Source organism: Roseateles koreensis, assembly GCF_028595305.1.
Classification (GTDB): domain Bacteria; phylum Pseudomonadota; class Gammaproteobacteria; order Burkholderiales; family Burkholderiaceae_C; genus Paucibacter_A; species Paucibacter_A koreensis.
Genome location: NZ_JAQQXS010000012.1, coordinates 43,960 through 68,836, shown reverse-complemented (window position 1 = coordinate 68,836; position 24,877 = coordinate 43,960). Strand labels below are relative to the sequence as shown.

Genomic DNA, 24,877 nt, shown 5'->3' with positions numbered 1-24,877 from the left:
GATCTGACAAAAAAACAGCCCGCATGCGGGCTGTTTCTACTTTGAACAAGGTCTGCGGACGGCCACAATAGCGGCTTGACGCACTGGTCCTTTTATACACACCACGACCCCATGACGATGCCGCCGAGAACGACGCCTGCGAACACCGCGCTGACCCGTCACGGCCTGGAGCGGCGTCGCCATCAATTCAAAGACCTGCATCAGTTCATGGTCCAGGAAGAGCAGGCGTTCAACATGCTGCTTGCCCAACTGCAGGCCTTTGTTGAACGCTATATCGAACTCCTGGGCTGCCATTACCAAGAACTGGACGCGCTGGAATCACAGTTGCACACGGCCACCCGCTACCTCGCAGAGGCATTGAGCCGCCATGGCATCGAGGCTCCGATGCCGCTGGCGCCCCAAGCCACCGCACTGCCCGTCCTGCCGCAGTTGCCGCCCTGCGCGCCCCTGCCGCCTGAGCCTGTGGATGCGGCCCTTGGCGAGGTTCAACTGAGCCCTCCAAGCCTGAAAACCTTGTACCGCCGCGCGGCCATGCGCCTGCACCCGGACTTTGCGGCCGATGACACCGAACGGCAAGGTCGTGAACAAGCCATGATGGCCGTGAATGCCGCCTATGCGCAAGGCGAGCGGGCACCGCTCGAAGCCCTGCTCCTCGCCGCCGGTGAACCGCCGCAGCGGGTGATGGGCGGCAACGCCGACGCCCTGCAGGCCTGGTTGTCACGCAGCGAACATCTGGTGCAAGGGCGTCTGCGCGTCGTGCAGGCCTACCGCGTCGCCCTTCAAGCCCACCCCATGCACCAGCTGTGGGTGGCGATCACCCGCGCTGAGCAAAAAGGCTTGGACCCCTTGTGCGTGATGGCCAGCAGGCTGCGCAGCCAGATTCAGGAACGCCGCCGCGAGTTGTACATCGGCCAGCGCCTGCAAGCCGAATCAGGTTTGGCCCAGGCCTTTTTGCATCGCCGGGTTCAACGCATGGGAGCTGCGCCTCGCGTCAGCCCAGCAGCCTTTGAGACGCCGCGTCAGCCCGCCTGACGGCCAAGCGGGCCAGCCACTCAACAAATCAATCTGCTGACAACTGTATCGTCGCAGGCGCCACCGGCAAAGGCAGCTCCCGACCTTGCCAGGTTAATGGCTTGCCATCGGCCACCGCCCGGGGCAAGCTGAGCTGGCCGGGCCAGACCAGGCGCGTGGGCGCACCGGCTTGCTCCATGTCCAGACGCCACCCCCAATCCATCTTGACGAGGCTGTAACTCAACGGCCCAAAAGGCGTGGAGAGGCCACGCACAGCGACTTCACCTTGCGCCAACCAAGCGGGTTTCAAGCCTGCACCAATCAACAATTGACCGGCCGATTCGCGCTCGTAGCCAAACATGTCCAAGCTGGCGCGAATGAATTCGGACGACACCCCGGCGTGCGGCATATCCCCCAAGAAGCGCGGCTCCCGCGCCTCCGGCAAAACCAGCTCCGCCCACTGGTTCCAGCCACGCGGGCGCTGATCCTTGAAGAAAAACTCCAGCGTGTCATGTGCACGGCCGACCGCCCCCAGACGCACAAATGCCCCGATCGTGCGCAACTCGTAGGGCGAATAATTCGTCCAGGTGCGTTGACCCTCGCTGCGGGCATGGCTTTCACTCCAATAACGCTCGAAGGTACCCTTCAGCAGCTCAGGCGGCAAGATCTCTTGCGCCTGGGCTGGATTCAAGGCGATGGCTGAAGAAGCCGGATCAAAGTCGCCCCGGTCCGCAGCCCCCGCGAGGGTGTCGATGTGAAAGCGCTTAGCGCTCGCCGCAACCGACGCCACCAAATCACCCTGAAACTCATCACGCTGGGCCGACCACTGCTCCGCCACTTGATGGTGGCCCAAGGCGCGCGCAATCACCACGGCGTCCTTGTAACCGCGCAAGGCCCAAAAATTATCCCAGTACGAATACGCTGGCCGGTCCGAATAGCCCTCATGGCTGATCGACGGCGGCATCAAGCCAAACAGATGGGCGCGCTCCGGCTGGCGCTTATCCTGATCACGTTCAGATTGCCGCAGGCCTTCCATCCACGCCTGCACCGCCTGCACTCGCGGCCAGTGGTGAACGAGAAACTCATGGTCGTGGCTGTGTCGCCAAATTTCGGCCACCAGGTACAAATACTGACCCGGACTGTCGTTTTCAACCGTGGGGTCGGCGCCATGTCCGTCAACGCAACACGGTACCTTGCCATTGACGAAAATCCGCTCGCCGTACCAGTCCGCAAATTCGCGGGCAGCGTCCAGCTCACCCAAACGCGCGAGCGCCTCCACCATCGAGGCGCCCCCACGAATCCAGGTGCGTGCGTTAGCACGCGTCCCAGGGCGCAGCGCCGCACCGTCCCGTGCCATCAACACATGCGCCAGTGCTGAACGCAGGGTGTTGGGAATCCGTTGGTCCGCCCCCGACACCGTGATGCTGACCCGATTGAGTCGCTCTCGCCACAGCGCAGCGACCAGGTCCATCCGTTGCTCCAGATCAGCCACGCTGCCTACCGAAATCTTGGGCGCCTTGGACTCTGCCCCCCCCAGGGGTGCGGCCCATGCCCATGTTTTGACTTCGCCCGGGGCCAAGCTCACGCGGAACTGCAACAAGCCTGAAGCCATATCTTCTGAATCGCTCAGGCTACCCAATGCAGCGCCGTTTTGCAGCACCTTCAAATTCAAACCGGTATCAAAGGTGACCCCGGTCACTGCCTGCGGTGCCTCGGTCGGACGCAGCCCGGGCGTGCCGTTGACCTGCATTTCGTTGTTCACCCAGCGCAAACTGTGAATACCGCTCACCCCGCCAGGCAAGCCCAGTTGCTGCGGCGGGCTCACCTGCCAAGGTCGCAGGGCCAGCATCAAGGTATAGATCTGCCTGCGATCACTGGTGTTGCGCAAAACATAACGTGCCATCAAAGCGGGTGCGGCGCGCGGGCCATCTGCGGCAGCTTCCATCTCCAGAGTGAACGCCGAATGCTGCCATTGCACCAAAGGCAGCGGCAAATACCCGTCACGCAGACTCTGCTGGGCCTTGACCGCCGCCCAGGTCACCACGGTGCCGTCGTCCAGCTTGACTGCTGGCTCCACGCTGTAGGCACCGCGCCCCACCTCCAAGGCCCCATCTTCGCTAAACAAGGCGGAGCGCGATCCGCCCCCGTCCACGCCGACTAGCGTCCAATAATTTTGCTCACCCAACCAGCTGCGCGGTACATCGCCACGCAACACTTCGGGCCGTGGGGCATCTTGCACCAGGCTGGCGACCACCGCGTTCATGTGCGGCCACTGGGCGGCCGTGCGCAAGCTCACCAAGGGCTGCGCCATCACATTCGATCTGACGCGGAGATAACGGGTTTCGCTGTCGGGCAGAAAAACCGCGTCCAGCCCGCCATCGCTGCCTTTCACGGCCCTCAGCAATCGCCAAGCCTTGCCATCGTCTGAGGCCAGGATTTCGTAATTCACCCCGCGGGCAAATGCGGGCCAACGCAAGGCCAGCCCATTGAACTCACGCAAGCGCTGAAAGTCGAAATCGACGAAACCGCTGTCCACCGAAATCACGGGATCCGGCCAAACCTGAGGCGTCGGCTGGCGCTCCTGCATTTCAAGCTGACTCAGGCACAAGCGCCCTTTTCCGGCGGCACGCTCGCTGCCCGTGTTTGACACCACAAACTCGATGAACTGCGTCTGGCGCAGCCGTTTGTCTTTGGCGGGGCCCCAGGCAAATTCAAACTGGCGACTGCGCAGGCGCAGATCCAGGGGCTTCAACGGCCACGTCTGCGCGGGCTTGCCGGCCCACCAAACGTTCTCGCCGCTGACGTCGATCAATTTGACCTGCAGATCATTCGGCCCACCGCTGCCTTTGATGCGCGCCACCAGATCAAAACGTTCCGGCCAATTGAGCGGTAGGCTGCGCCGCATCACGGCAGATCCTGAAACGCCTGAAAAATCGTAGTCCATGCAAAGGCCGCCGGCGCGCTCCAGGCTCAGCGTGGCGCGCACCTGATCAGAGCCCTGCGCGGACCACTGGGAGACGGGGGGCGCTCCTTTGGCAAGCTTGCCGGCCGGTTTGAAGTCATCCAGCATCTCGCTGCGCACGACCCCGGCAGGCAGGGGCGAAGGTGAAGCCCCGGGTGCTGGCTTGGCCTGAACAACTGAAACCACCAGGGCTGCCCCCAAAGCAGCCAGCATCTTGGCAAGCTTGTGCTGCATCAATGGGCCTCATCCCAATTGCTGCCCACGCCCACTTCGGCCAGCAAAGGTACTTTCAATTGCGCCACGCCTGCCATCAGGCGGGGCACTTCGGACTTGATCCAATCCAGCTCGTCCTGCGGTACTTCAAACACTAGTTCATCGTGCACCTGCATGACGATGCGGCTTCGCTTGCCTTGCGCATCCAGCGCCGCCTGCACCGCAATCATCGCCAGCTTGATCAAGTCAGCAGCCGTGCCCTGCATGGGCGCATTGATAGCCTGGCGCTCCGCCCCCGTACGGCGCGGCCCGTTGCCGGAGTTGATCTCAGGCAACCACAACCGCCGCCCAAACACCGTCTCGACATAACCCTTGGCCTTGGCTGACTCGCGGGTGCTGTCCATATAGCACTTCACGCCCGCGAATCGGTTGAAGTACAAATCAATGTAGTCGCGTGCCGCCTTTTGCTCAATCCCCAGCGACTGGGCCAGGCCAAAGGCGCCCATGCCGTAGATCAGGCCGAAGTTGATGGTTTTGGCATAGCGCCGTTGTTCCGTGGTGACCTCGTTCAGCGGGGTATTGAACACTTCAGACGCCGTAGCGCGGTGCACGTCCTGCCCCTCACCAAAAGCGCGCAACAGGCCCGGGTCTTCGCTGATGTGGGCCATGATGCGCAGCTCGATCTGCGAATAGTCAGCGCTGACGATCAAATGCCCAAGCGGCGCCACGAAGGCTTCACGCACGCGGCGCCCTTCAGCGGTACGGATCGGAATGTTCTGCAGATTCGGCTCATTGCTGGACAAACGCCCGGTCACCGCCACCGCCTGCGCGTAGTTGGTGTGCACCCGACCGGTCTGCGCGTTGATCATCAGGGGCAATTTATCGGTGTAAGTGCTCTTGAGCTTGGCCAGGCCGCGGAACTCAAGAATCTTGGCGGGCAAGGGATAGTCCAACGCCAGCTTGTCCAGCACCTCTTCGTCGGTCGACGGCGCGCCCGTCGCGGTCTTCTTGACGATGGGCAGGCCCAGCTTGTTGAAGAGAATTTCACCGATTTGTTTTGGCGAACCCATATTGAAGGGCTGCCCCGCGATGACGTAAGCCTCCTGCTCCAGCGTGAGCAAACGCTGGCCCAGTTCATGGCTTTGCGCCTGCAGCCGAGGGGCTTCGATCAGCACCCCCGTGCGCTCGATGCGGGCCAGCAGCGCGCTGGTAGGCATCTCAATGTCGCGGTACACGCGCAGCAAACCGGCGTCGGCTTCGATCTGCGGCCAAAGGGCCTCGTGCACTTGCAGACACATGTCCGAGTCTTCGCTGGAGTATTCGGCCGCCTTGGCCACATCCACCTGGGCAAACGGGATTTGATGCACGCCCTTGCCGCACAGATCTTCGTAGCTCACACCGGCACGGCCCAGATAGCGCTCGCCCAAAGCCCCCAGGCCGTGGGTCTTGTGCGCCTCCAGCACATAACTCTCCAACATAGTGTCATGCACCACGCCGCGCAAAGCGATGCCGTGGTTGGCGAAGACATGGGTGTCGTACTTCAGGTTCTGCCCGAGCTTGGCGGCTGCCGCATCTTCCAGCCAGGGTTTGAGCTTGGCCAGCACCGCGTCCAGCGGCAATTGTTCAGGCGCATCAGGGCCTTCATGGCACAACGGGATGTACGCCGCCTCCCCCGCTTTGACGCTAAAGGAAATGCCGACAATGCGTGCCTGCAAGGGGTCCAGCGAGTTCGTCTCGGTGTCCAGCGACACGAGGGGCGCCGCCTGCAGCCGCGCCAGCCAAGCGTCAAAGCTCGGCCAATCCAAAATGGTGTCGTAATGGCGATCCTGCACGGCAAGCACGGGCACCACGGCATCAGACGCCCCCGCGAACAAATCACCGCTGGCGGATGTCGTTGAGCCTACCTCGGCGGGCGCGGCCACCTTGGCGGCACCACCCGCCAACTCCTTCAACCAGGTCTTGAAACCGTAGCGGGTGTAAAAGTCTTGCAGCGCCACAGGGTCTGCGGCCTGCAGGGCCAGCGCCTCAAGCTGAGGCCAAGCGGGAACATGGCCCGTCAAATCGCAGTCCAGGCGAATGGTCACCAGCTTACGGCCCATGGGCAGCCAGTCCAGCGCCTTGCGCAAATTCTCGCCCGCCACGCCTTTGACCTTGTCAGCCTGGGCGATCACGCCATCGAGCGAGCCATATTCAGCAATCCACTTCGCCGCGGTTTTGGGGCCGACCTTCTCGACGCCGGGCACGTTGTCCACGGTGTCGCCCATCAAGGTCAGGTAGTCGATGATGCGATCGGGCGGCACGCCGAACTTGGCCGTCACGCCCGCCACGTCCAGCGTTTCATTGCTCATGGTGTTGATCAGGGTGACGTCGGCATTGACCAACTGCGCCATATCTTTATCGCCGGTGGACACCACCACCGCGTGCCCGCTCTCCACCGCCACGCGGGCGAGCGTGCCGATGGCGTCGTCGGCCTCGATGCCGGGCACTTCCAGAATCGGCCACCCCAGCAGCTTGACCACCTCGTGGATCGGCGCAATCTGCTCGCGCAAGGCGTCGGGCATGGGCGCGCGCTGCGCCTTGTACTCGGGATACCACTCGTCGCGGAAGGTCGGGCCCTTGGCATCGAACACACACACCGCGTGCTCCGCCGCCACCTGCTCCCGCAGCCGCTTCATCATTGCCACCATGCCATGCACGGCGCCCGTAGGCACCCCGGCAGGGCCGCGCAGATCGGGCATGGCGTGATAGGCACGGTACAGATAGCTGGAACCGTCGACCAGCAAAAGAATGGGTTTGCTCATGGGCCGCATTGTCATTCATGCTGATGTCTCCGGCCCCCACATGCACACCCCACCCGCACCAGCAGGCTCGCGCATGCACTCGCCCGGGGTCAACGGGCTGAATACAGCGGGCAGAATAGAATAAGCCATGGTCAGCACCTCCACCCCAACTCGATCAGCCAGGCCCTTGGCACTGCTGCTTGCCCTTTGCCTCAACAGCACGATGTTTGCGGCTCAGGCAGCAGAGGTCGCCGAGCCTGCTGAAAAAAAGGCGGATAAGCCGACCCAGAGCGCCCAAAAAGTGCCCGACGCAAAAGTCGAACAAACGGTGATCGAAGACGACAGCAACCGTGTCGAAGAAACGCGCGTTCGCGGCCAGACCCAAAAAGTCGCCGTGCACCCGAAAAACAGCCCGCTGCCCGGCTACGAAATCATCATGAGCGACGCGGGACACGACTTGTCGCAAGGCAATGGCGCCAGCCGCGGTTCTGCGGGTGCCCGAGTTTGGCGCCTGCTGAGCTTTTGAACTTCTGATGCGCCGCCGGGATTTCGCCTGAACCTCAGCTTGGCGCTCCAGCCAGCTCGAAGCTTCGTCCCCCACTTTTTTTGTTGCCCATAAGCCGCTGTTGACATGGCCGTATTTACCGAAATCACCGACGCGCAGGCACAAGCTCTGGCGTCCCGCCTGAATCTGGGCCAAGTGCAGTCCTTGCGCGGCATCAAAGCCGGCATCGAAAACACCAACTATTTCCTCACCACCGACGCGGGCGAATTTGTGTTGACCGTGTTCGAGCGCCTCAGCTTCGAGCAACTGCCTTTTTATCTGCAGCTGATGAAGCACCTGGCCGCGCGCGGCTTGGCGGTGCCGGACCCGCAAGCCGACGCCGCCGGGCAGATTCTGTTCGAGTTGCAAGGCAAGCCCGCCGCGGTGGTCAACAAATTGGCTGGCCGCCACCAGTTGGCGCCTGACATGTTTCACTGCGAACAAGTCGGCGCAGCGTTGGCCCGTATGCATCTGGCCGGCCAGGACTTTGCGCTGCACCAGCCCAATTTACGGGGTTTGGCGTGGTGGACCGAGACGGTGCCCGTGCTGCTGCCCCATCTGACGCAAACGCAAAACGAGTTGATCTCGGGCGAGTTGCTTTACCAGCAGCAACTCGCCGCGTCGGCCAGTTACGCCGAATTGCCACGGGGCCCCATTCACGCTGACCTGTTTCGCGACAACGTGATGTTCGATCTGGACCACGGCCTGCCGGGCCGCGAACGCCTGACCGGCTTCTTTGACTTCTATTTCGCGGGTGTGGACGCTTGGTTGTTCGATGTGGCCGTCTGCCTGAACGACTGGTGCATCAACCTGGACGACGGCCGCCTGGACGAAACCCGCGCGCAGGCCTTTGTCAGCGCCTATGAACGGGTGCGGCCGCTATCTGGCACCGAGCGGCGCCTGCTGCCCGCCATGCTGCGTGCGGCAGCGCTGCGTTTCTGGGTTTCGCGCCTTTGGGACTTTCACCTGCCGCGCGAGGCCAGCTTGCTCAAGCCCCATGACCCCAGCCATTTCGAGCGCGTGCTGCGTGAACGCATCCAACGCCCTTGGCATGCTATGGCACAAGCCTGAGGCTTCGCGCGGCCACCTGAACCAACTTTCCCTTGAACCCTTTGACTTTGAACACTCGCCCCATGATCTTGCACCTGCAAACCGTGCCCGCCCGCAACGGCATGTTGTGGTTACGGCACGGGTTCAAGGTCTTCCAGCGCCGCCCGGTGGCCTTGGCCGGCCTGTTTTCGCTGTTCCTGTTTGCCTCCATGCTGATGCTCATGGTGCCGGGCGCAGGCGTGCTGCTCTTGCTGATGGCGCTGCCGCAGTTGTCGCTGGGCTTCATGCTGGCCACCCATCTGGTGCTGCAGAACCAGACGCCCTCCGCGGTGGTGTTCCTGCTGCCCTTCAAGCTCACACCGAAGCGCCGGAACACCCAATTGCTGCTGGGCGCCTGCTATGCCTTGCTGACGCTGGGCATCAGCCTGCTGGCGGGCTGGGTGGACGGCGGTAGCATGGACCAATTGCAGCAATTGATGGCCGACGGTGCCGCGCCTGAAAAGTTGGCCGAGGCTGCCGCCAACCCCGCCTTGCTGTGGGGCGCCATCACGCGGCTGGTGCTGGCGGCGCTGATTTCCATCCCCTTCTGGCATGCGCCTGCCCTGGTGCACTGGGGTGGCCAAGGCCTGATGCAAGCGCTGTTCTCCAGCACCATCGCCCTGTGGCGCAATCGCGGCGCCTTTGCGTACAACGCCTTGCTCTGGGGCACCTTGGTGATGAGCCTGGGCCTGAGCGCAAGCCTGCTGGCCGAGGTACTCGGGCTCGCACAGATCTTGCCGGTGCTGGGCATGGCTTGCGGCCTGCTGCTTTCCACGGTGTTCTATGCCTCGCTGTATTTCACCTTCATCGACTGCTTCATGTTTGGCGCGCCCACCGAATTGCCCGACAACAAGGCCTGATCAGCCCACGCCTCCCTGGCGGCCCCCCTCCCCTATCGAACCGCCGCCATGCAAGCTCTGCTCAATGCCATCGCCCTCACGGAGCTGTCCACCGACGCCACCCGCATCTTCCACGGCCGGGGCGGCCTGCACCCGGGATGTGAACACTGGACGCTCGATTTCTATCCCCCGGTCTGGGTGCTGACCAGCTTCAAGTCGGTCAGCGAAGACGAGTTGACCCAAATTCACGAAGCCCTGGCAGCGCGCTGGAAGATCCTGAGCGCGGACACCCCCCTGGACACGCTGAACTGGGTCTACCAGTGCCGGGAAGAAGGCACTGAGGCCGAAACCCGCTTGATGTCAGGCAGCGTGCCCACGCCACACCGGGTGAGCGAAGGCCTCGCGCAATACGGGGTGCATGTGTTGAAGGGCCAAAACCACGGCCTGTTTCTTGACATGGCCGAGGGGCGGCGCTGGGTGCGTGAGTTCACCACGCAGCACCCGGCCCCACGGGGCATCAAAGTGCTCAACCTGTTCGCCTACACCTGCGCGTTTTCAGTGGTAGCCCTGCAGGCCGGTGCCGAGCGCGTGCTGAATATGGACATGAGCCCCGGCGCCCTGTCCATCGGCAAACAAAACCATGCCCTCAACGGCCTCACGGCCGGCGCCAGCTTCATGCCACACGACGTTTTCACCTCCTGGGGCAAGATCACACGCGGCGGGCCCTACGACCTCATCATTCTCGACCCGCCAAGCTTCCAGAAAGGCAGCTTTGTCGCAACCAAAGACTACGCCCGCCTGATGCGCCGCCTGCCCAACCTGCTCATGCCGGGCGGCCACGCCTTGCTGTGCCTGAACACGCCAAAACTCGGCGTTAGCTTTCTGCAGGATCAAATGCAGGAACTGGCGCCCGAGCTGACCTTTGTGGAACGCCTGGCCAATCCGCCCGCCTTTGCCGACGTGGACGCCGACCGAGCGCTGAAGGTGCTGGTCTACAAGGCACCGGACTGAATCAATACTTGAGGCGCACATCGCGCACATCGCGCCCAGGCGCGATCGCCCGATCCATCAATCAATCGGCGTCAATTTCGCCACCGACAGCGCCAGCCACTTCATGCCGTGGCGCCCAAAGTTGACCTGCGCGCGGGCGTCTTGCCCGGTGCCTTCGAGCGTCATCAGCATGCCCTCGCCAAACTTGGTGTGGAACACCCCTTTGCCCACGCGCAAACCGCCAAACTCAGCGGCAACTTTTTCAGCCGCTGCAGCCTTCATGCTGCGCGGGACGGGCGCGGCCACATAGGCCGGCTTCTCGACACGACCGGCGCCCACCATCGACTTGAGCCCCGAGCCGCGTGACCAGGCATCTTGATACTCTTTGGCGAAGCCCGACCCAAAGCCCTGATTGCGCGGCGTCAGCCATTTCAGCGCCCCTTCAGGTAACTCGTCAAAGAAGCGGCTCTTGACGTTGTAGCGGGTTTGGCCGTGCAGCATGCGGGTCTGGCTGAAACACAGGTACAGGCGCTGGCGGGCACGGGTGATGGCCACGTACATCAGGCGGCGTTCTTCTTCAACGCCGTCGTGATCGGTCAGGCTGTTTTCATGTGGAAACAGCCCCTCTTCCAGCCCGGTGATAAAAACCGCGTCGAACTCCAGGCCCTTGGCCGAATGGACGGTCATGAGCTGCACCGCGTCTTGCCCGGCCTGCGCCTGGTTGTCACCCGCCTCCAGCGATGCGTGGGTCAAAAAGGCCGCTAAGGGCGACATGATTTCGCCCGTCTCGGCATCTGGCGTGAAGTTGGCCGGCGCCACCGCAGCCGGGAAGCCCTCGGCGATTGCACCGGGCGAGAGTTCATCCACCGGCAGCGCCACTGCGTCCTTGCCAAACCCTTCTTGCGTGACAAATGCTTCCGCCGCGTTGATCAGTTCGCCCAAGTTCTCCAGTCGCTCGGCACCGTCTTTGTCGTTGCGATAGAACTCGGCCAGGCCGGAAGTTTCCAGCACCTGCTCGATGATCTCGCGCAGGGTCAGTCCTTGTGTCAAGTTACGGGTGCTGTCAACCAGGCCAGTGAACGCCATCAGGTTGTTGCCCCCCTTGCCCGCCACCGCGCCCACGCTCTGGTACAGGCTGCGGCCCGACGCGCGCGCCGCGTCCTGCAGCAGCTCGATGGTGCGCGCGCCGATGCCGCGGGTTGGGAAGTTGACCACCCGCAAAAAGCTGGTGTCGTCGTTGGGATTTTCGAGCAGGCGCAGATACGACAAGGCGTGCTTCACCTCAGCCCGCTCAAAAAAGCGCAAGCCGCCATACACCCGGTACGGAATGCCCGCATTGAACAGCGCTGACTCAATCACCCGCGACTGCGCGTTGCTGCGGTAGAGCACCGCAATTTCCTTGCGGGCCAGGCCTTGGCGATGCAGAGCCTGGGCTTCCTCGATCAACCATTGCGCCTCGGCGAAATCACTGGCCGCCTCATACACGCGCACCGGCTCGCCGGGCCCAGCGTCGGTGCGCAGATTCTTGCCCAAACGCTTGCTGTTGTGGCCGATCAACTCATTGGCCGAATCGAGGATGTTGCCGAAGCTGCGGTAGTTCTGCTCCAGCTTGATAACCCGGCTCACGCGGTATTCGCGCTCGAAATCAACCATATTGCCCACGCGTGCACCGCGGAAAGCGTAGATGCTCTGGTCATCGTCCCCCACGGCAAACACCGCCTGCTGACGACCGGGCGGCGCAAACATCTTGAGCCAGGCGTACTGCAGCTTGTTGGTGTCCTGAAATTCATCCACCAGCAAGTGCTGAAAGCGCTGCTGGTAGTGCTCGCGAACCGGCTTGTTGTCGCGCAGCAGCTCATAGCAGCGCAGCATTAACTCCGCGAAGTCCACCACGCCTTCGCGCTTGCATTGGTCCTCGTAGGCTTGATAGATTGCCACCATGGTGCGGGTCTGCTCGTCGTGCGGCACGATGTCGCCAGGGCGCTGCGCCTCTTCCTTGGCGGAGGCGATGAACCAGCTGACTTGCTTGGCGACATAGCGCTCTTCGTCCAGCTTCATCGCCTTGATGACGCGCTTGATGGCAGACACGCTGTCACTCGAATCCAGAATTTGAAAACCCTGCGGCAGGCCTGCCAGCTTCCAGTGGGCCCGCAAGAACCGATTGCACAGCCCGTGGAAGGTGCCAATCCACATGCCACGCACATTCACCGGCAGCATCGCGCCCAGACGCGTCTGCATCTCCTTGGCGGCTTTGTTGGTGAAGGTCACGGCCATCAGGCCGCCGGGCGACACCTGGCCGGTTTGCATCAACCAGGCAATGCGCGTGGTCAACACACGGGTCTTGCCCGAACCGGCACCGGCCAGAATCAACATCGGCTCGGCCGGCGCCGTTACGGCGGCCAATTGTTCAGGATTGATGTTTTTCAGCAGGCCCTGGCTCTCGACAGCAGGCGGGGCGGTGAACAAATCGTCTTGGGGAGGCAGGTGCATGGCTGAATTTTAGGGCTTGCCGCGAGACCGTCCGGCGCGGGCAAGCGGCCTGGATTTCGGGCATGATGCCGGCCGATGAAAGAAGACAAGACGAATGCCTGCCCCTGCGGCCACCCCAGCGCCTACGCCGCGTGTTGCGGCCGCTTTCACGCCCTGTTTACTCAGACCGGGCAACTCAGCGCCCCAGATGCCGAAGCCCTGATGCGCTCGCGCTACAGCGCCTATGCACTGGACCTGCTGGATTACCTGCGTGCCACTTGGCACCCCGACACCCGCCCCGCCCTGTTGCAGCCCAATGAGGCGGGCTTGCGGTGGCTGGGGCTGGACGTGAAAAAACATGTTCGCCAAGACGAGAACCATGCTTTCGTTGAATTCGTGGCCCGCAGCAAGCTCGGCGGCCGGGCTCACCGCCTGCACGAGGTGAGCAGCTTCGAGCGAGTGAACGCAGACTGGTTGTACCGGGACGGCTTGCTCAAATGACAGAGAGCCGCCCTTTCATGGGCAAGGCTCTCAAGCAAACTCTTGCCGCACCCCGCGTGAATTCAAACGGGCTGCGGCCCACAGCAGACTGGCGCTCAGGCCCAGGTAGACCACAGCAAGCATGAGATGCGAGCCAGTCAACCAGGGCAAAGCAGGCAGACTGGGCGCGCAAGCCAGCAGCAGGCCCAGGCTGAGTCGGCGGCCCCATTCATAGCGCCGCAGCAGGGCTTGCCCCGCTGCGATTGCCAAGCCAGAAATAACGGTCAGCGTCGGCAGGCCAATCAAGCCGGCTAGGCTGCGGCCCGCCGCAGAGAAGCCGAGCAAGTAACCGCACAGCCCCAGACCCAGCAAGCCCAGAATCATTAACAACCACGCCAAACCATTGACGAGGGGCGAACGGTATCCAACGTTGAAAACTTGCGGCATGGCCAACTCCGGGGGGTGGACACTGCGGATGATGCGCGGCGTCTGTGTCAGCATTCTTTCGGTCCCCCCCTGCCGATGCCACCCCCACCTCTTGGGGGGCCGCAAGTAACAGCATGTGTATCCGTGAGATTGCGCACTCAATCAACGGGGTTCGCCTCGCAGCAGGGTAAGAGTTCACAAGTTCAATGTTGCAAATCATCTACAGCGACGAGCACCTCGTCGCCATCAATAAACCGGCCGGCATGCTGGTGCACCGCACGGACCTGGACGCGCAGGAGACCGTGTTTGCGCTGCAACTCCTGCGCGACCAACTGGGCCGCCCCGTGTGGCCCGCGCACCGCCTGGACAAAGGGACGTCAGGCCTGCTGCTGTTCGCCCTCAGTGCCGAGGTGGCCTCCGCGCTGGGGCAGCAGTTTGAACAAGGATTGCCACGCAAACGCTACCGAGCGCTGGTGCGGGGATGGCCCGATGCGCAGGGGCATATCGACCACCCTCTGGCACGCGATCCCGACCTGCCCTCCGCGGGGCAGACACGGCTGGAATCACACACCGACTGGCAACGCCTGGCGCGCCTGAGCTGGCCCATCAGCAGCGACCCTCGGCACGCCGACACGCGCTTTTCGCTGATCGAAGCCCGACCCCTGACCGGGCGCCGCCACCAGATTCGCCGGCACCTCAAGCACATTGCCCACCCCATCGTGGGTGACGCCACCCACGGCAAAGGGCCGTTGAACCGCAGCGTGGCCCAATTTCTGGGCCTGCAACGCCTGTGGCTGCATGGCCTCAGCCTGGCCCTCACCCACCCAGTTACGCAGGAGCCTTTGCTCCTTGAAGCGCCGCTGGGGCCGGAGTGGGCTTTGCTGACGCAGCACGGCATCTGCCAAGATGCCGAACTGCCTATCGACCCCGCGCCACCGCCCCCCCTGAAAGCATCCTGCCCATGAAAGACATGAACAAAGGCGTCATCAGCGCCGGCTTGGCGTATTTCGCCTGGGGCTTGTTTCCACTCTATTTCCACCAGATTGGTCAGGTGCCAGCACTGGAGGTGATCATGCACCGCACCCTGTGGTCGATGGTGTTTGTTTTCGGCGTTCTACTGGTGCTCCAGCGCTGGGCCTGGCTGCCCCTTGTGCTCAAGAATCCCCGCCTGCTGGCTGGGTTTGGCGTGTCGGCCTTGCTGCTGTCCTGCAACTGGTTGATCTACGTCTGGGCGGTGCAAAACGGTCACGTGTTGGACGCCAGCCTGGGCTATTTCATCAACCCGCTGGTCAACGTGACGCTCGGCTTCATCGTGCTGCATGAGCGGCCACGCCGCTTGCAATGGGTGGCGGTGGGGCTGGCCGGCGCCGGCGTGTTGTGGCTGGGCATTCAAACCGGCCATATGCCCTGGGTGGCCTTGGCCTTGGCGCTCACCTTTGGCTTCTACGGCCTGATGCGCAAAGTGGCCAGTCTCGGTGCTTTAGAAGGGTTGGCGTTGGAGACGATGTTGCTGACCCCCATCGCGCTGGTGGCGATGGCGCTGCTCACCCTGCGCGGGCAGGGCGTGCTGGTGCAGGGCCCGCCGTCCACCGCCGCCTGGTTGCTGTTTGCCGGGCCGTTGACGGCGATTCCGCTGCTGTTGTTTGCTGCGGGCGCACGGCGCATTCCGATGAGCACGCTGGGGCTGCTTCAGTACATTTCACCGTCCCTGCAATTTCTGCTGGGGGTCTGGATTTTTCACGAACCCTTGCAGCCCACACGCTTGGTCGGGTTCGCCTTGATCTGGGCCGCGTTGGCGGTGTACAGCGCCGAAGGGCTGTGGTTCAACCAACGCACGCGGCCCAAGGCTTGATGACTCAGGCCTGACGCTCAAGCCGGCATGCGCATCAGGTGGTCAAAAGCGCCCAGAGCAGCCTTGGCGCCATCGCCCGCGGCAATCACGATCTGCTTGAAGGGCACGGTTGTCACGTCACCTGCGGCGAACACGCCGGGCACAGAGGTCTGACCACGCGCGTCGACGATGATTTCGCCATGTTTGGACAACTCAACCACGCCCTTCAGCCACTCGGTATTGGGCACCAGGCCGATCTGCACGAACACACCTTCCAACTCGATGCGATGTGCCTCGTTGCTGACCCGGTCCACATAGTTCAGGCCATTCAGCTTGCCGTCGGCACCGGTGAGTTCAGTTGTTTGGGCACTGGTGTGAATCTCCACATTGGGCAGGCTGCGCAGTTTGTTGACCAACACAGCGTCTGCACGCAACGCATCACCAAATTCGAGCAAGGTGACATGCGCCACGATACCGGCCAGATCGATGGCGGCCTCGACACCTGAATTGCCGCCACCAATCACCGCCACGCGCTTGCCCTTGAACAGCGGGCCGTCACAGTGCGGGCAGTAAGCCACGCCCTTGTTCTTGTACTCTTGCTCGCCGGGCACATTGACATTGCGCCAGCGCGCGCCGGTGGACAAGATCACGGTCTTGCTCTTGAGCACCCCGCCGTTGGCGAGCTTCACTTCGATCAAACCGCCTTCGTGGGTGGCGGGCACGAGTTGGTCGGCGCGCTGCAGATTCATGATGTCCACGTCGTAAGCCTTGACATGGGCTTCGAGCGCCGCAGCGAACTTGGGGCCGTCGGTTTCAAGCACCGAAATGTAGTTCTCGATGGCCAGGGTGTCGTTAACCTGCCCACCAAAGCGCTCGGCAGCCACGCCGGTGCGAATCCCCTTGCGCGCCGCGTACACCGCTGCCGCGGCCCCTGCGGGGCCACCGCCGACGATCAACACCTCATACGGCGCCTTGGCACTCAGCTTGACGGCATCCCGCGCCGCCGCGCCGGTGTCCAGCTTGGCCACGATCTCTTCCACATTCATGCGGCCGGCGCCAAATTCGGCCCCGTTGAGATAAACCGTTGGCACCGCCATGATCTCGCGGGCGTTGACTTCGTCCTGGTACAGGGCCCCGTCGATGATGACGGTTCGGACACGCGGGTTGTTCACCGCCATCAAGCTCAAGGCCTGCACCACGTCCGGGCAGTTGTGGCAACTCAAGGACATATAGACCTCGAAGTTGTAGTCCCCGTCCAGCGACTGGATCTGCTCGATCACTTCGGGCTCGACCTTGGGCGGGTGCCCCCCCACCCACAACAGCGCCAGCACCAGCGACGTGAATTCATGGCCCAGCGGAATGGCCGCAAAGCGCAGGCTCATCTCGGTACCGGTGCGCTGCAGGCTGAATGAGGGCTTGCGGGCGTCTTGCCCATCCGTCTTCAGGGTGATCATGTCCGACATCGCGGCGATGTCTTGCAGCAGGGTTTGCATCTCGCGGGCAGACTCGCTGTCGTTCAGCGAGGCGACGATTTCAAACGGCTGCGTGACGCGCTCAAGATAGCTTTTGAGCTGGGTCTTCAGGGTGTCGTCCAACATATTCGGTTCTCCTAGGCGGTGATGATCAGGCGTGGCAGTTCAAGCCACTCTGAAAACACCCCGAGATTCCGTCAGACGGCCTGTGGGATGCTTTCAGCGTGACTGAGGTCGACGCTGGGGACGCGCAAGCTCCCGCCGGGCGGCGGGACTGGCGACGGCTGGTTCAATCAATTTGAACGGGCAATCTCTATCTATTCAGTTGGGGTCAGAGCGGCTCGCTGCGCTGGGGCGATCTGCCAGCCCTACAACAGCCTCCAGGGGCTGTTGTAGGTGCGGGCTCAGTCCCGCAAGCTCAGATCTTGCCAACCAGATCCAGCGAAGGTGTCAGCGTCTTGGCGCCTTCTTGCCACTTGGCGGGGCAGACTTGGCCGGGGTGGCTGGCCACGTACTGGGCGGCTGCCAGCTTGCGCACGGTTTCCTTGACGTCGCGGGCGATGGCGTTGTCGTGCACTTCCACCGTCTTGATCACGCCTTCAGGGTTGATGATGAAGGTGCCGCGCAGCGCCAGGCCTTCTTCATCGATGTGCACGCCGAAAGCGCGGGTCAGTTGGTGCGTTGGGTCACCGATCAGGGGAAATTTGGCCTTGCCGACGGCAGGCGAAGTTTCGTGCCACACCTTGTGGGCGAAGTGCGTGTCGGTCGTGACAATGTAAACCTCGGCGCCAGCCTTCTGGAACTCGGCGTAATGCTCAGCCGCGTCTTCCACTTCGGTCGGGCAGTTGAAGGTGAAAGCCGCGGGCATGAAAATCAGAACCGACCACTTGCCCTTCAGGCTGGCTTCGGTCAGGTCGATGAACTTGCCGTTATGGAAAGCGGAGGCCTTGAACGGTTGAACTTGGGTGTTAATCAAAGACATGGTGCTTCTTTCTTCCGTGGTGGTTAAGGGATGACGGAATCATATCGATAACACCTAGGTCTTAGTTTTGATTAATCAAATCGCGGTCATTGGCGCAGGCTATCCAACGCGTGCCGTGTGACATCCCCCTGTCATTCACGCACCCCAGGTAGTCACAGGTCTTCCAGCGCCAACAAGGCCTCCACCGTCTGACGGTGGCGGATCAGGCGCTCGGTTGCACCGTCCAGCAGCACCTCGGCGGCCAGCGGACGGCTGTTGTAGTTGCTGGACATCGACGCGCCATATGCGCCGGTGTCATGGATCAGCAGCAAGTCAGCCACCCGCGCTTCAGGCAAGTCGCGTTGCAGCACCACGCCGCCCTCGCCCTGCGTGAACACATCGCCCGATTCACACAGCGGCCCGGCCACCACGGTGGGCCGCACCGGGCGCGGGTTGCCGTTGGCGCCGTTGGTGCCGTCAAGCGGCAACAGGCTCATGGCGTGATAACTGCCATACATGGCGGGGCGCATCAACTCGCTAAAGCCTGCATCCACCAAGGTGAAATGATTGGCACCGGCTTGCTTGGTAGCGCGCACCTCCGTCAACAGCCCGCCGGATTCAGCCACCAGATAGCGCCCCGGCTCGATCTCCAATTGCAGGGCATGACCCAGCACGGCAGCCGCTTCTTGCCGGGCAGCGTCCCACAGGCCGAAGTAGTGAGCCGTGTCAATCACGGGCTCGCCCGCACGGTAGGGAATCGACAAGCCGCCCCCCGCCGAAATCGCATGCACATCGTGCCCCGCCGCGTGGGCTTGGCGCACCAGGCCCACCATGGCGCCGCAGACTTCGGACAAATGCCCGTAGTCCACGCCCGAGCCGATGTGCATGTGCAGACCGACCAACTTCAAACCATGACGGCGAACCGTCGCCAGGGCCGCGCCCAGGTCGGTATGCCAAATGCCATGCTTGCTGTGCTCGCCTCCGGTGTTGGTCTTGTTGCTGTGCCCGTGGCCAAAGCCGGGGTTGATGCGCAGCCACACAGCATGGCCCGGCGAGGCCTCGCCCAGTTGGTCCAACATGTCGATGCTGCCGGCGTTCACCGCCACCTGGTGTTGCACCACGGTGGCCAGGGTTTCACGGTCAAGCAAGTCAGCGGTAAACACAATCTCCGCCGCATCAAAGCCACCTTGAAAACCGGCCGCCAGCGCACGCAGGATTTCGCCGCGCGACACCGCGTCCACCTTCACGCCCTGCTCCCGCATCAGACGCAGGATATGGACATTAGAGCAAGCCTTCTGGGCAAAACGAATCCGGTCAAAAGCACGCAGTGCGGCGATGTGCGAACGGATCGTGTCGGCGTCATAAACCCACAAGGGCGTGCCAAAACCTTGGGCCAGAGCCGTCAGTCGAGCAGGGGTGAAGGTCACTGGCGCGGCGGAACAAAGCGGGGTTGTCATGTTGCGTATCGATTGAAGCGATCAAGGCCCACAGAATGCCTCAGACCAATCATTCATTCAAATGCTTAAAATTACTCACATCATTCAATTTTGATATGAATAACTATGAGCCTGAACGTCACCCACCGACATATTGAAGTTTTTCGGGCGGTGATGACGGCCGGCAGCGTCACGGGGGCCGCCGGCTTGCTACACACCTCGCAGCCGACGATCAGCCGGGAGTTGGCGCGCTTGGAGCACTTGCTGGCTTACGCCTTGTTTGAGCGAGCCCATGGGCGGCTGAAGCCGACGGCGCGCGGGCTCGCCTTGTTCGAAGAAGTTCAGCGCTCTTACCAAGGGCTGGACCGGATTCATCAACGCGCCGTGCAGTTGGGGCGTTCGGACCAGGCAGAACTCTCACTGCTGTGCCTGCCTACCCTCTGCCACGCGTTGATGCCAGGGGCCTGCAAAAGCTTTTTCGCCCAGCACGCAAACGCCCGCCTGTCGCTGGTGCCGCAAGAGTCACCCTTGCTGGAAGAATGGATGAGCGGCCAGCGCTTTGACCTTGGCCTGACCGAGCAAAGCCATGCAGCGCCGGGCACCACGCTGCAGCCGCTGCTGAGCTGGGACGAGGTGTGCGTGCTGCCCACCGGCCACCCGCTTTTGAAACGGCGCCGCTTGCAGCCCGCTGATTTTGAGGGTCAGCCTTTCATCAGCCTGGCTGCCGATGACTCCTATCGCCAGCAGCTGGACCGGCTCTTCGCCGAGCACGGCGTGCAACGCCAGTTGCGCCTGGAAACCCACAGTGCCAACGCGGTGTGTGCCATGGTGGGCGAGGGTTTGGGCCTGGCCATCGTCAACCCGCTTACCGCTTTGATGAGCTTGAAAGATGGGTTGCAACTGCGGCGGCTGAGCGTGTCCGTGCCTTTTCAGGTCAACGCTTTGCTGCCACAATTTCGCCCGGCGCAAGCCTTGGTACCCGACATGCTGGGGTGCTTGCGGGCGCAGATCAGCGCGCTGGAGGCCTCACTGCAAAGCGCCTTGGGGCCCAACAAGCCCTGAACAGTTCAGCTCAACTCGGGCTCAACGCCATTGAGGTCAGTTGTGCTCAATGCGCGCATAGGCGCTGTGGTTGTGGATTGATTCGAAGTTTTCGACATCCACCGCATAACGCGCAATGCGCGCGTCAGCATTCAGACGCAGTGCCACATCGCGCACCAAGTCTTCGACGAACTTGGGGTTCTCGTAGGCATGCTCGGTGATCCACTTTTCGTCGCTGCGCTTGAGCAGCGGCCAAATTTCGCTGGAGGCGCTTTCTTCGGCATAACGCACCAGTTCCTGCCAGCTAACGGCTGCGTCAGGCGACTCGGACATTTCAGCGCGAATCGTCACCAGCGAGCGCTGGTTGTGCGCGCCGTAGTCTGAGATCTCCTTGGAGCAAGGGCACAGGCTTTTGACCGGCACCGCTACTTCAGCCCACACCGAGGTGCGCCCGTCGCGAGTTTCTGACATCAAGGCACCTTGGTAATCCAGCATGCTCTCAATGCCCGATACCGGCGCACGCTTGCGGATGAAGAAGGGGAAACGCACCTCAATGCGGCCATCCACAGCCTCCAGCCGGGTCAGCATTTCACCGTGCAGCTTGCGCAGGCTTTGCGCATCGAGCGGTGTCTTCAAGGCATCCAGCCACGCCACGAAGCGCGACATGTGGGTGCCTTTTTTCTCGGCAGGCAGCGCTACATCGAGCGTCCATTGGCCGACCGTGCCCTGGGCTTGCTTGCCAACCTGAATCTGCAAGGGATAACGCACATCCTTGACGCCCACACGTTGGATGAGCAGATGCCGCTCGTCGCGCTCACTCTGGGTGTCGGGAATATGCAAGGTGCTCGTGACTTGGTTCATGCGAAATTATCAGCGTGCAGCAGCCGCCGCAAAAAAGTAAGGTGGGCGATGAGCCCATGACACCGCAAGGATGACAGCAAATCAGTAGACCTGCACAGACAAGGTCTTCGAAGAAGTTTACTGATTGGCGGCAGGCCTCACCAGCGCAGGCCGAGCGCCGAAGCGTTTGAGAATGGCTTGCTCGATGCCGTCAGCGTCCAGGCCGCACAGGGCCATGAGCTTGCCGGCGTCACCGTGCTCGATGAATTCATCCGGCAAGCCAAGCTGCAACACAGGTACGTTCAAGCCGGCCGCCATCAGCGACTCCAGCACCGCAGAACCCGCGCCGCCCATCACACAGCCCTCTTCCACTGTGACCAAGGCGTCGTGCGTGCGTGCGATTTCGGCGACCAACTCGTGGTCCAGCGGCTTGACGAAGCGCATATTGACGACAGTCGCGTCCAGGCTTTCACCAGCGACCAAGGCGGGATACAACACCGTGCCAAAAGCCAGAATGGCCACGCGCGCCTGCCCCTGGACGCCGGCGGCACCGCTGTTGTTGCTCCCGCCGGCACGTTGCGCACGGCTCGAACTCCGGCGAATTTCGCCCTTGCCCCAGGCCAATGCGGCCATTTCCTTTTGAATCGGCACCCCCGCACCAGCCCCACGCGGATACCGCACGGTAGACGGGCCGTCGTGCTGGAAGGCGGTGAACAAGGCCTGCCGGCACTCGTTTTCATCCGCCGGTGTCAGCACCGCCATCTTGGGGATGCAGCGGGTGTAGGCAATGTCGTAATTACCCGCGTGGGTGGCACCGTCAGCCCCCACCAACCCGGCACGGTCCAGCGCAAACACCACTGGCAAATTCTGCAAGGCCACGTCGTGCACCATTTGGTCGTAGGCGCGCTGCAAAAAGGTGGAGTAGATCGCAACGACAGGCTTGAGCCCCTCGCAAGCCAAGCCGGCGGCAAAGGTAACCGCATGTTGCTCAGCGATGCCCACGTCGTGGTAGCGGGTTGGGAAGCGCTTGTGGAACTCCACCATGCCCGAGCCCTCGCGCATGGCGGGGGTGATGCCCACCAGGCGTTTGTCCTGCTCCGCCATATCGCACAGCCACTCGCCAAACACCTGCGTGAAGGTAGTTTTGGCAGGGGTCGTCGATTTAACAAAGCCGATGGCGGGATCGAACACGCCGGACGCTGCGTGGTATTTGACCGGGTCGGCCTCAGCCAGTTTGTAACCCTGGCCCTTTTTGGTGACCACGTGCAGGAATTGCGGACCCTTTTTGTCGCGCAGGTTTTCAAGCGTCGGGATCAGAGAGTCCAGGTCGTGCCCGTCGATGGGGCCGACATAGTTAAAGCCGAATTCTTCGAAAATCGTGCCCGGCACGACCATGCCCTTGGTGTGCTCTTCAAAGCGGCGGGCAAACTCGTACAGCGGCGTGTTTTTCAACACGCTCTTGGCGCCTTCGCGGGCGGCGCTATAAATGCTGCCACTCATCAGGCGGGCCAGATATTTGTTAAGCGCGCCGACGGGTGGGCTGATCGACATGTCGTTGTCGTTCAGGATCACCAGCACATCGCCCAGCAAGCCGCCATGCGACACGCCGGCATTGTTCAAGGCCTCGAAAGCCATGCCGGCCGTCATCGAACCATCACCGATGATGGCTACCGCTTTGCGGTCTTCACCTTTGAGCTTGGCGGCCATGGCCATGCCGTGGGCCGCTGAGATGGACGTGGAAGAATGCCCCGTGCCAAAGGTGTCGTACTCGCTTTCATCGCGGCGCGGAAATCCGCTGATGCCGCCGAATTGGCGCAACAGATTCATTTGCTCGCGGCGCCCTGTCAGCACCTTGTGCGGATAAGTTTGGTGGCCCACATCCCACACCAACCGGTCCTGAGGGGTGTTGAACACGTAATGCAGAGCCACGGTCAATTCAACCGCGCCAAGGTTGGAGCCGAGATGCCCCCCCACCTTGGAGCGAGACACCGAGTCCAGCACAAAGGCGCGCAACTCACTGGCGAGCCTGACCAACTCGGAGCGCGGCAAGCGACGCAGGTCAGCCGGGCTGTTGATCGTCTGCAGAAGGGAATAGGTCATCGCGTATCGATTGCATGCATTTTTCGGCGGGAGCATTCAGCTTTGACGCTCAACCACCATGTCAGCCAACAGGCTTAGCCAAGCCGTATGGGTCAAACCACTCGCCGCAAGCGCTTGGTGCGCCTGGGTGCGCAGTTGCGCAGCCAACTCGCGAGCCGGCTCCAGGCCCAGCACACTGACGTAGGTCGGTTTGTTGGCATCTTGATCTTTGCCGGCCGTTTTGCCAAGCACGGCAGAGTCTTGCGTGACGTCGAGAATGTCGTCCACCACCTGAAACGCCAGACCCAGGGCCGCGCCGTACTCCGACAAGGCTTGCGTGGCTTTGTTGGACGACTGCCCGCAAGCCGCGCCCATCATCACACTGGCCTGCAGCAGCACGCCGGTCTTGCGGCGATGCATGTCCCGCAGCGTGCATTCATCGAGTTGCTGGCCCACGCTGGCCAGGTCAATCGCCTGCCCGCCGGCCATGCCGGCATGCCCGGCCGAACGCGCCAGCAGGGAGCACAAACGGGCCTGCAGCGCGGGCGCCATGGTCGAATCAGCAGGCTCCGGAGTCAGTACCTCAAAGGCCAGCGCCTGCATGGCGTCCCCCGCCAACATGGCCTGGGCCTCGCCGAACTTGACATGCGCGGTGGGCTTGCCACGGCGCAAAACGTCGTCGTCCATGCAGGGCATGTCGTCGTGCACCAGTGAATAAGCGTGAATCAACTCAACGGCGCAGGCCGCGCGCATGGCAGCCTCGGTATCGCCACGCACCGCGTCACAAGCAGCCAACACCAGCAAGGGCCGCAAACGCTTGCCACCGTCCAGCACCGCATAGCGCATGGCCTCACCCAGGCCGGCAGGCGCATTTGCCGGAACCCATTGATCCAGAGCCTGCTCACAAGACGCCAGCGAACGCTGCATCCATTGTTCAAAAATACCTGCATCCACGCTCAGGAATCTCCCCATTGTTTCAATCCCTCGCCCTCCAGCACCTTGACTTGTTGTTCAACGGCCTGAAGGCGAGAGCGGCAAAGTCCCAGCAGTTCTGCGCCCCGACGATAGCTCTCAAGTAACTGATCCAGCGGCAACTGGCCCGCTTCCATGTCCATGACCAAGCGTTCCAGCTCGGCCAGCGCCTGCTCATAGCTGGGCGCCGCTGCGTCTTTGGACGCGTTTTTGGTGGAAAGGCTGCTTTTGGTCATGACTACAAGCGAAAACGGCGATTGTAGTCAGTGCCACCGCAGCAATTGTCATCCCAGCACCACGCCCGCCCAGGACTCCAACTTGACAAGCCCGCCGACTTGCGGCTGTCAACGGGTACAATCCCCGGCTCGCGACGTGCGCGGTTCACTCAAACCTGGGCAGGTTAAGGTAAAACGAGGCAAAACAAGGCAAGCGGCGATGAGGG

Annotated in this window: 20 protein-coding genes; 9 read left to right on the top strand and 11 right to left on the bottom strand. The window is 62.3% G+C overall.

Features of this window, described 5'->3' with window-relative positions:
• Positions 1-111: 111 nt before the first annotated feature.
• A complete protein-coding gene (locus PRZ01_RS13940) occupies positions 112-1,032 on the top strand; it encodes a J domain-containing protein (RefSeq protein WP_273597408.1) in 921 nt (306 codons plus the stop codon).
• Between the two features lie 28 nt (positions 1,033-1,060).
• On the opposite strand, the gene PRZ01_RS13935 is transcribed toward PRZ01_RS13940, so the two are convergent.
• Positions 1,061-4,207, bottom strand: coding sequence for a discoidin domain-containing protein (locus tag PRZ01_RS13935; protein WP_273597407.1), 3,147 nt, complete (start codon positions 4,205-4,207; stop codon positions 1,061-1,063).
• Positions 4,207-6,987, bottom strand: a complete 2,781-nt coding sequence (polA, locus tag PRZ01_RS13930; RefSeq protein ID WP_273597406.1) for a DNA polymerase I — start codon at positions 6,985-6,987, stop codon at positions 4,207-4,209. Before polA ends, PRZ01_RS13935 begins: the two co-directional genes overlap by 1 nt.
• 166 nt (positions 6,988-7,153) lie before the next feature.
• On the opposite strand from polA, the gene PRZ01_RS13925 reads away from it, so the two are divergent.
• The 4 genes from PRZ01_RS13925 (at position 7,154) to PRZ01_RS13910 (ending at position 10,449) form a co-directional block, all read left to right on the top strand.
• Positions 7,154-7,492 carry a hypothetical protein gene (locus PRZ01_RS13925; protein WP_273597405.1) on the top strand — a complete coding sequence of 113 codons (339 nt, stop codon included), beginning with the start codon at positions 7,154-7,156 and terminating at the stop codon, positions 7,490-7,492.
• A 105-nt stretch (positions 7,493-7,597) separates the two neighbouring features.
• Positions 7,598-8,581 carry a homoserine kinase gene (locus PRZ01_RS13920; protein WP_273597404.1) on the top strand — a complete coding sequence of 328 codons (984 nt, stop codon included), beginning with the start codon at positions 7,598-7,600 and terminating at the stop codon, positions 8,579-8,581.
• A 62-nt stretch (positions 8,582-8,643) separates the two neighbouring features.
• Complete coding sequence (locus PRZ01_RS13915) at positions 8,644-9,459, top strand: BPSS1780 family membrane protein (protein ID WP_273597403.1); 816 nt, start codon at positions 8,644-8,646, stop codon at positions 9,457-9,459.
• Positions 9,460-9,507: 48 nt separating this feature from the next.
• Entirely contained in the window at positions 9,508-10,449 is a 942-nt protein-coding gene (locus tag PRZ01_RS13910) for a class I SAM-dependent methyltransferase (RefSeq protein WP_273597402.1), read from the top strand.
• Between the two features lie 57 nt (positions 10,450-10,506).
• Here PRZ01_RS13910 and PRZ01_RS13905 read toward each other — a convergent pair whose 3' ends face one another.
• Positions 10,507-12,918, bottom strand: coding sequence for a UvrD-helicase domain-containing protein (locus tag PRZ01_RS13905; protein WP_273597401.1), 2,412 nt, complete (start codon positions 12,916-12,918; stop codon positions 10,507-10,509).
• 75 nt (positions 12,919-12,993) lie between these two features.
• On the opposite strand from PRZ01_RS13905, the gene PRZ01_RS13900 reads away from it, so the two are divergent.
• Complete coding sequence (locus PRZ01_RS13900; protein WP_273597400.1) at positions 12,994-13,398, top strand: YchJ family protein; 405 nt, start codon at positions 12,994-12,996, stop codon at positions 13,396-13,398.
• A 30-nt stretch (positions 13,399-13,428) separates the two neighbouring features.
• Here PRZ01_RS13900 and PRZ01_RS13895 read toward each other — a convergent pair whose 3' ends face one another.
• Complete coding sequence (locus tag PRZ01_RS13895; RefSeq protein ID WP_273597399.1) at positions 13,429-13,878, bottom strand: hypothetical protein; 450 nt, start codon at positions 13,876-13,878, stop codon at positions 13,429-13,431.
• A gap of 131 nt (positions 13,879-14,009) precedes the next feature.
• Between PRZ01_RS13895 and PRZ01_RS13890 the strand changes: the two genes are divergently transcribed.
• Positions 14,010-14,768 (top strand): pseudouridine synthase, encoded by a 759-nt coding sequence (locus PRZ01_RS13890; RefSeq protein ID WP_273597398.1) that lies wholly within the window; start codon positions 14,010-14,012, stop codon positions 14,766-14,768.
• A 5-nt stretch (positions 14,769-14,773) separates the two neighbouring features.
• Positions 14,774-15,655 (top strand): EamA family transporter RarD, encoded by an 882-nt coding sequence (gene rarD / locus PRZ01_RS13885; protein WP_273597490.1) that lies wholly within the window; start codon positions 14,774-14,776, stop codon positions 15,653-15,655.
• A 17-nt stretch (positions 15,656-15,672) separates the two neighbouring features.
• Here rarD and ahpF read toward each other — a convergent pair whose 3' ends face one another.
• From ahpF to lysA, 3 genes are all read right to left on the bottom strand, one after another.
• Entirely contained in the window at positions 15,673-17,232 is a 1,560-nt protein-coding gene (gene ahpF / locus PRZ01_RS13880) for an alkyl hydroperoxide reductase subunit F (protein ID WP_273597397.1), read from the bottom strand.
• A gap of 292 nt (positions 17,233-17,524) precedes the next feature.
• Positions 17,525-18,088 (bottom strand): alkyl hydroperoxide reductase subunit C, encoded by a 564-nt coding sequence (gene ahpC, locus PRZ01_RS13875; protein WP_273597396.1) that lies wholly within the window; start codon positions 18,086-18,088, stop codon positions 17,525-17,527.
• Between the two features lie 152 nt (positions 18,089-18,240).
• On the bottom strand, positions 18,241-19,524 hold the full coding sequence (gene lysA, locus PRZ01_RS13870) for a diaminopimelate decarboxylase (protein ID WP_273597395.1): 1,284 nt from the start codon (positions 19,522-19,524) through the stop codon (positions 18,241-18,243).
• A 105-nt stretch (positions 19,525-19,629) separates the two neighbouring features.
• Between lysA and PRZ01_RS13865 the strand changes: the two genes are divergently transcribed.
• A complete protein-coding gene (locus PRZ01_RS13865; protein WP_273597394.1) occupies positions 19,630-20,565 on the top strand; it encodes a LysR family transcriptional regulator in 936 nt (311 codons plus the stop codon).
• A gap of 36 nt (positions 20,566-20,601) precedes the next feature.
• On the opposite strand, the gene folE2 is transcribed toward PRZ01_RS13865, so the two are convergent.
• The 4 genes from folE2 to PRZ01_RS13845 form a co-directional block, all read right to left on the bottom strand.
• On the bottom strand, positions 20,602-21,405 hold the full coding sequence (gene folE2 / locus PRZ01_RS13860; protein WP_273597393.1) for a GTP cyclohydrolase FolE2: 804 nt from the start codon (positions 21,403-21,405) through the stop codon (positions 20,602-20,604).
• Positions 21,406-21,522: 117 nt separating this feature from the next.
• Positions 21,523-23,484: a 1-deoxy-D-xylulose-5-phosphate synthase gene (gene dxs / locus PRZ01_RS13855; RefSeq protein WP_273597392.1), complete on the bottom strand. Its 1,962-nt coding sequence runs from the start codon at positions 23,482-23,484 to the stop codon at positions 21,523-21,525.
• Between the two features lie 36 nt (positions 23,485-23,520).
• Entirely contained in the window at positions 23,521-24,435 is a 915-nt protein-coding gene (locus PRZ01_RS13850) for a polyprenyl synthetase family protein (RefSeq protein ID WP_273597391.1), read from the bottom strand.
• Complete coding sequence (locus tag PRZ01_RS13845; RefSeq protein ID WP_273597390.1) at positions 24,420-24,671, bottom strand: exodeoxyribonuclease VII small subunit; 252 nt, start codon at positions 24,669-24,671, stop codon at positions 24,420-24,422. The genes PRZ01_RS13850 and PRZ01_RS13845 overlap by 16 nt, the downstream gene beginning before the upstream one ends.
• Positions 24,672-24,877 lie beyond the last annotated feature (206 nt).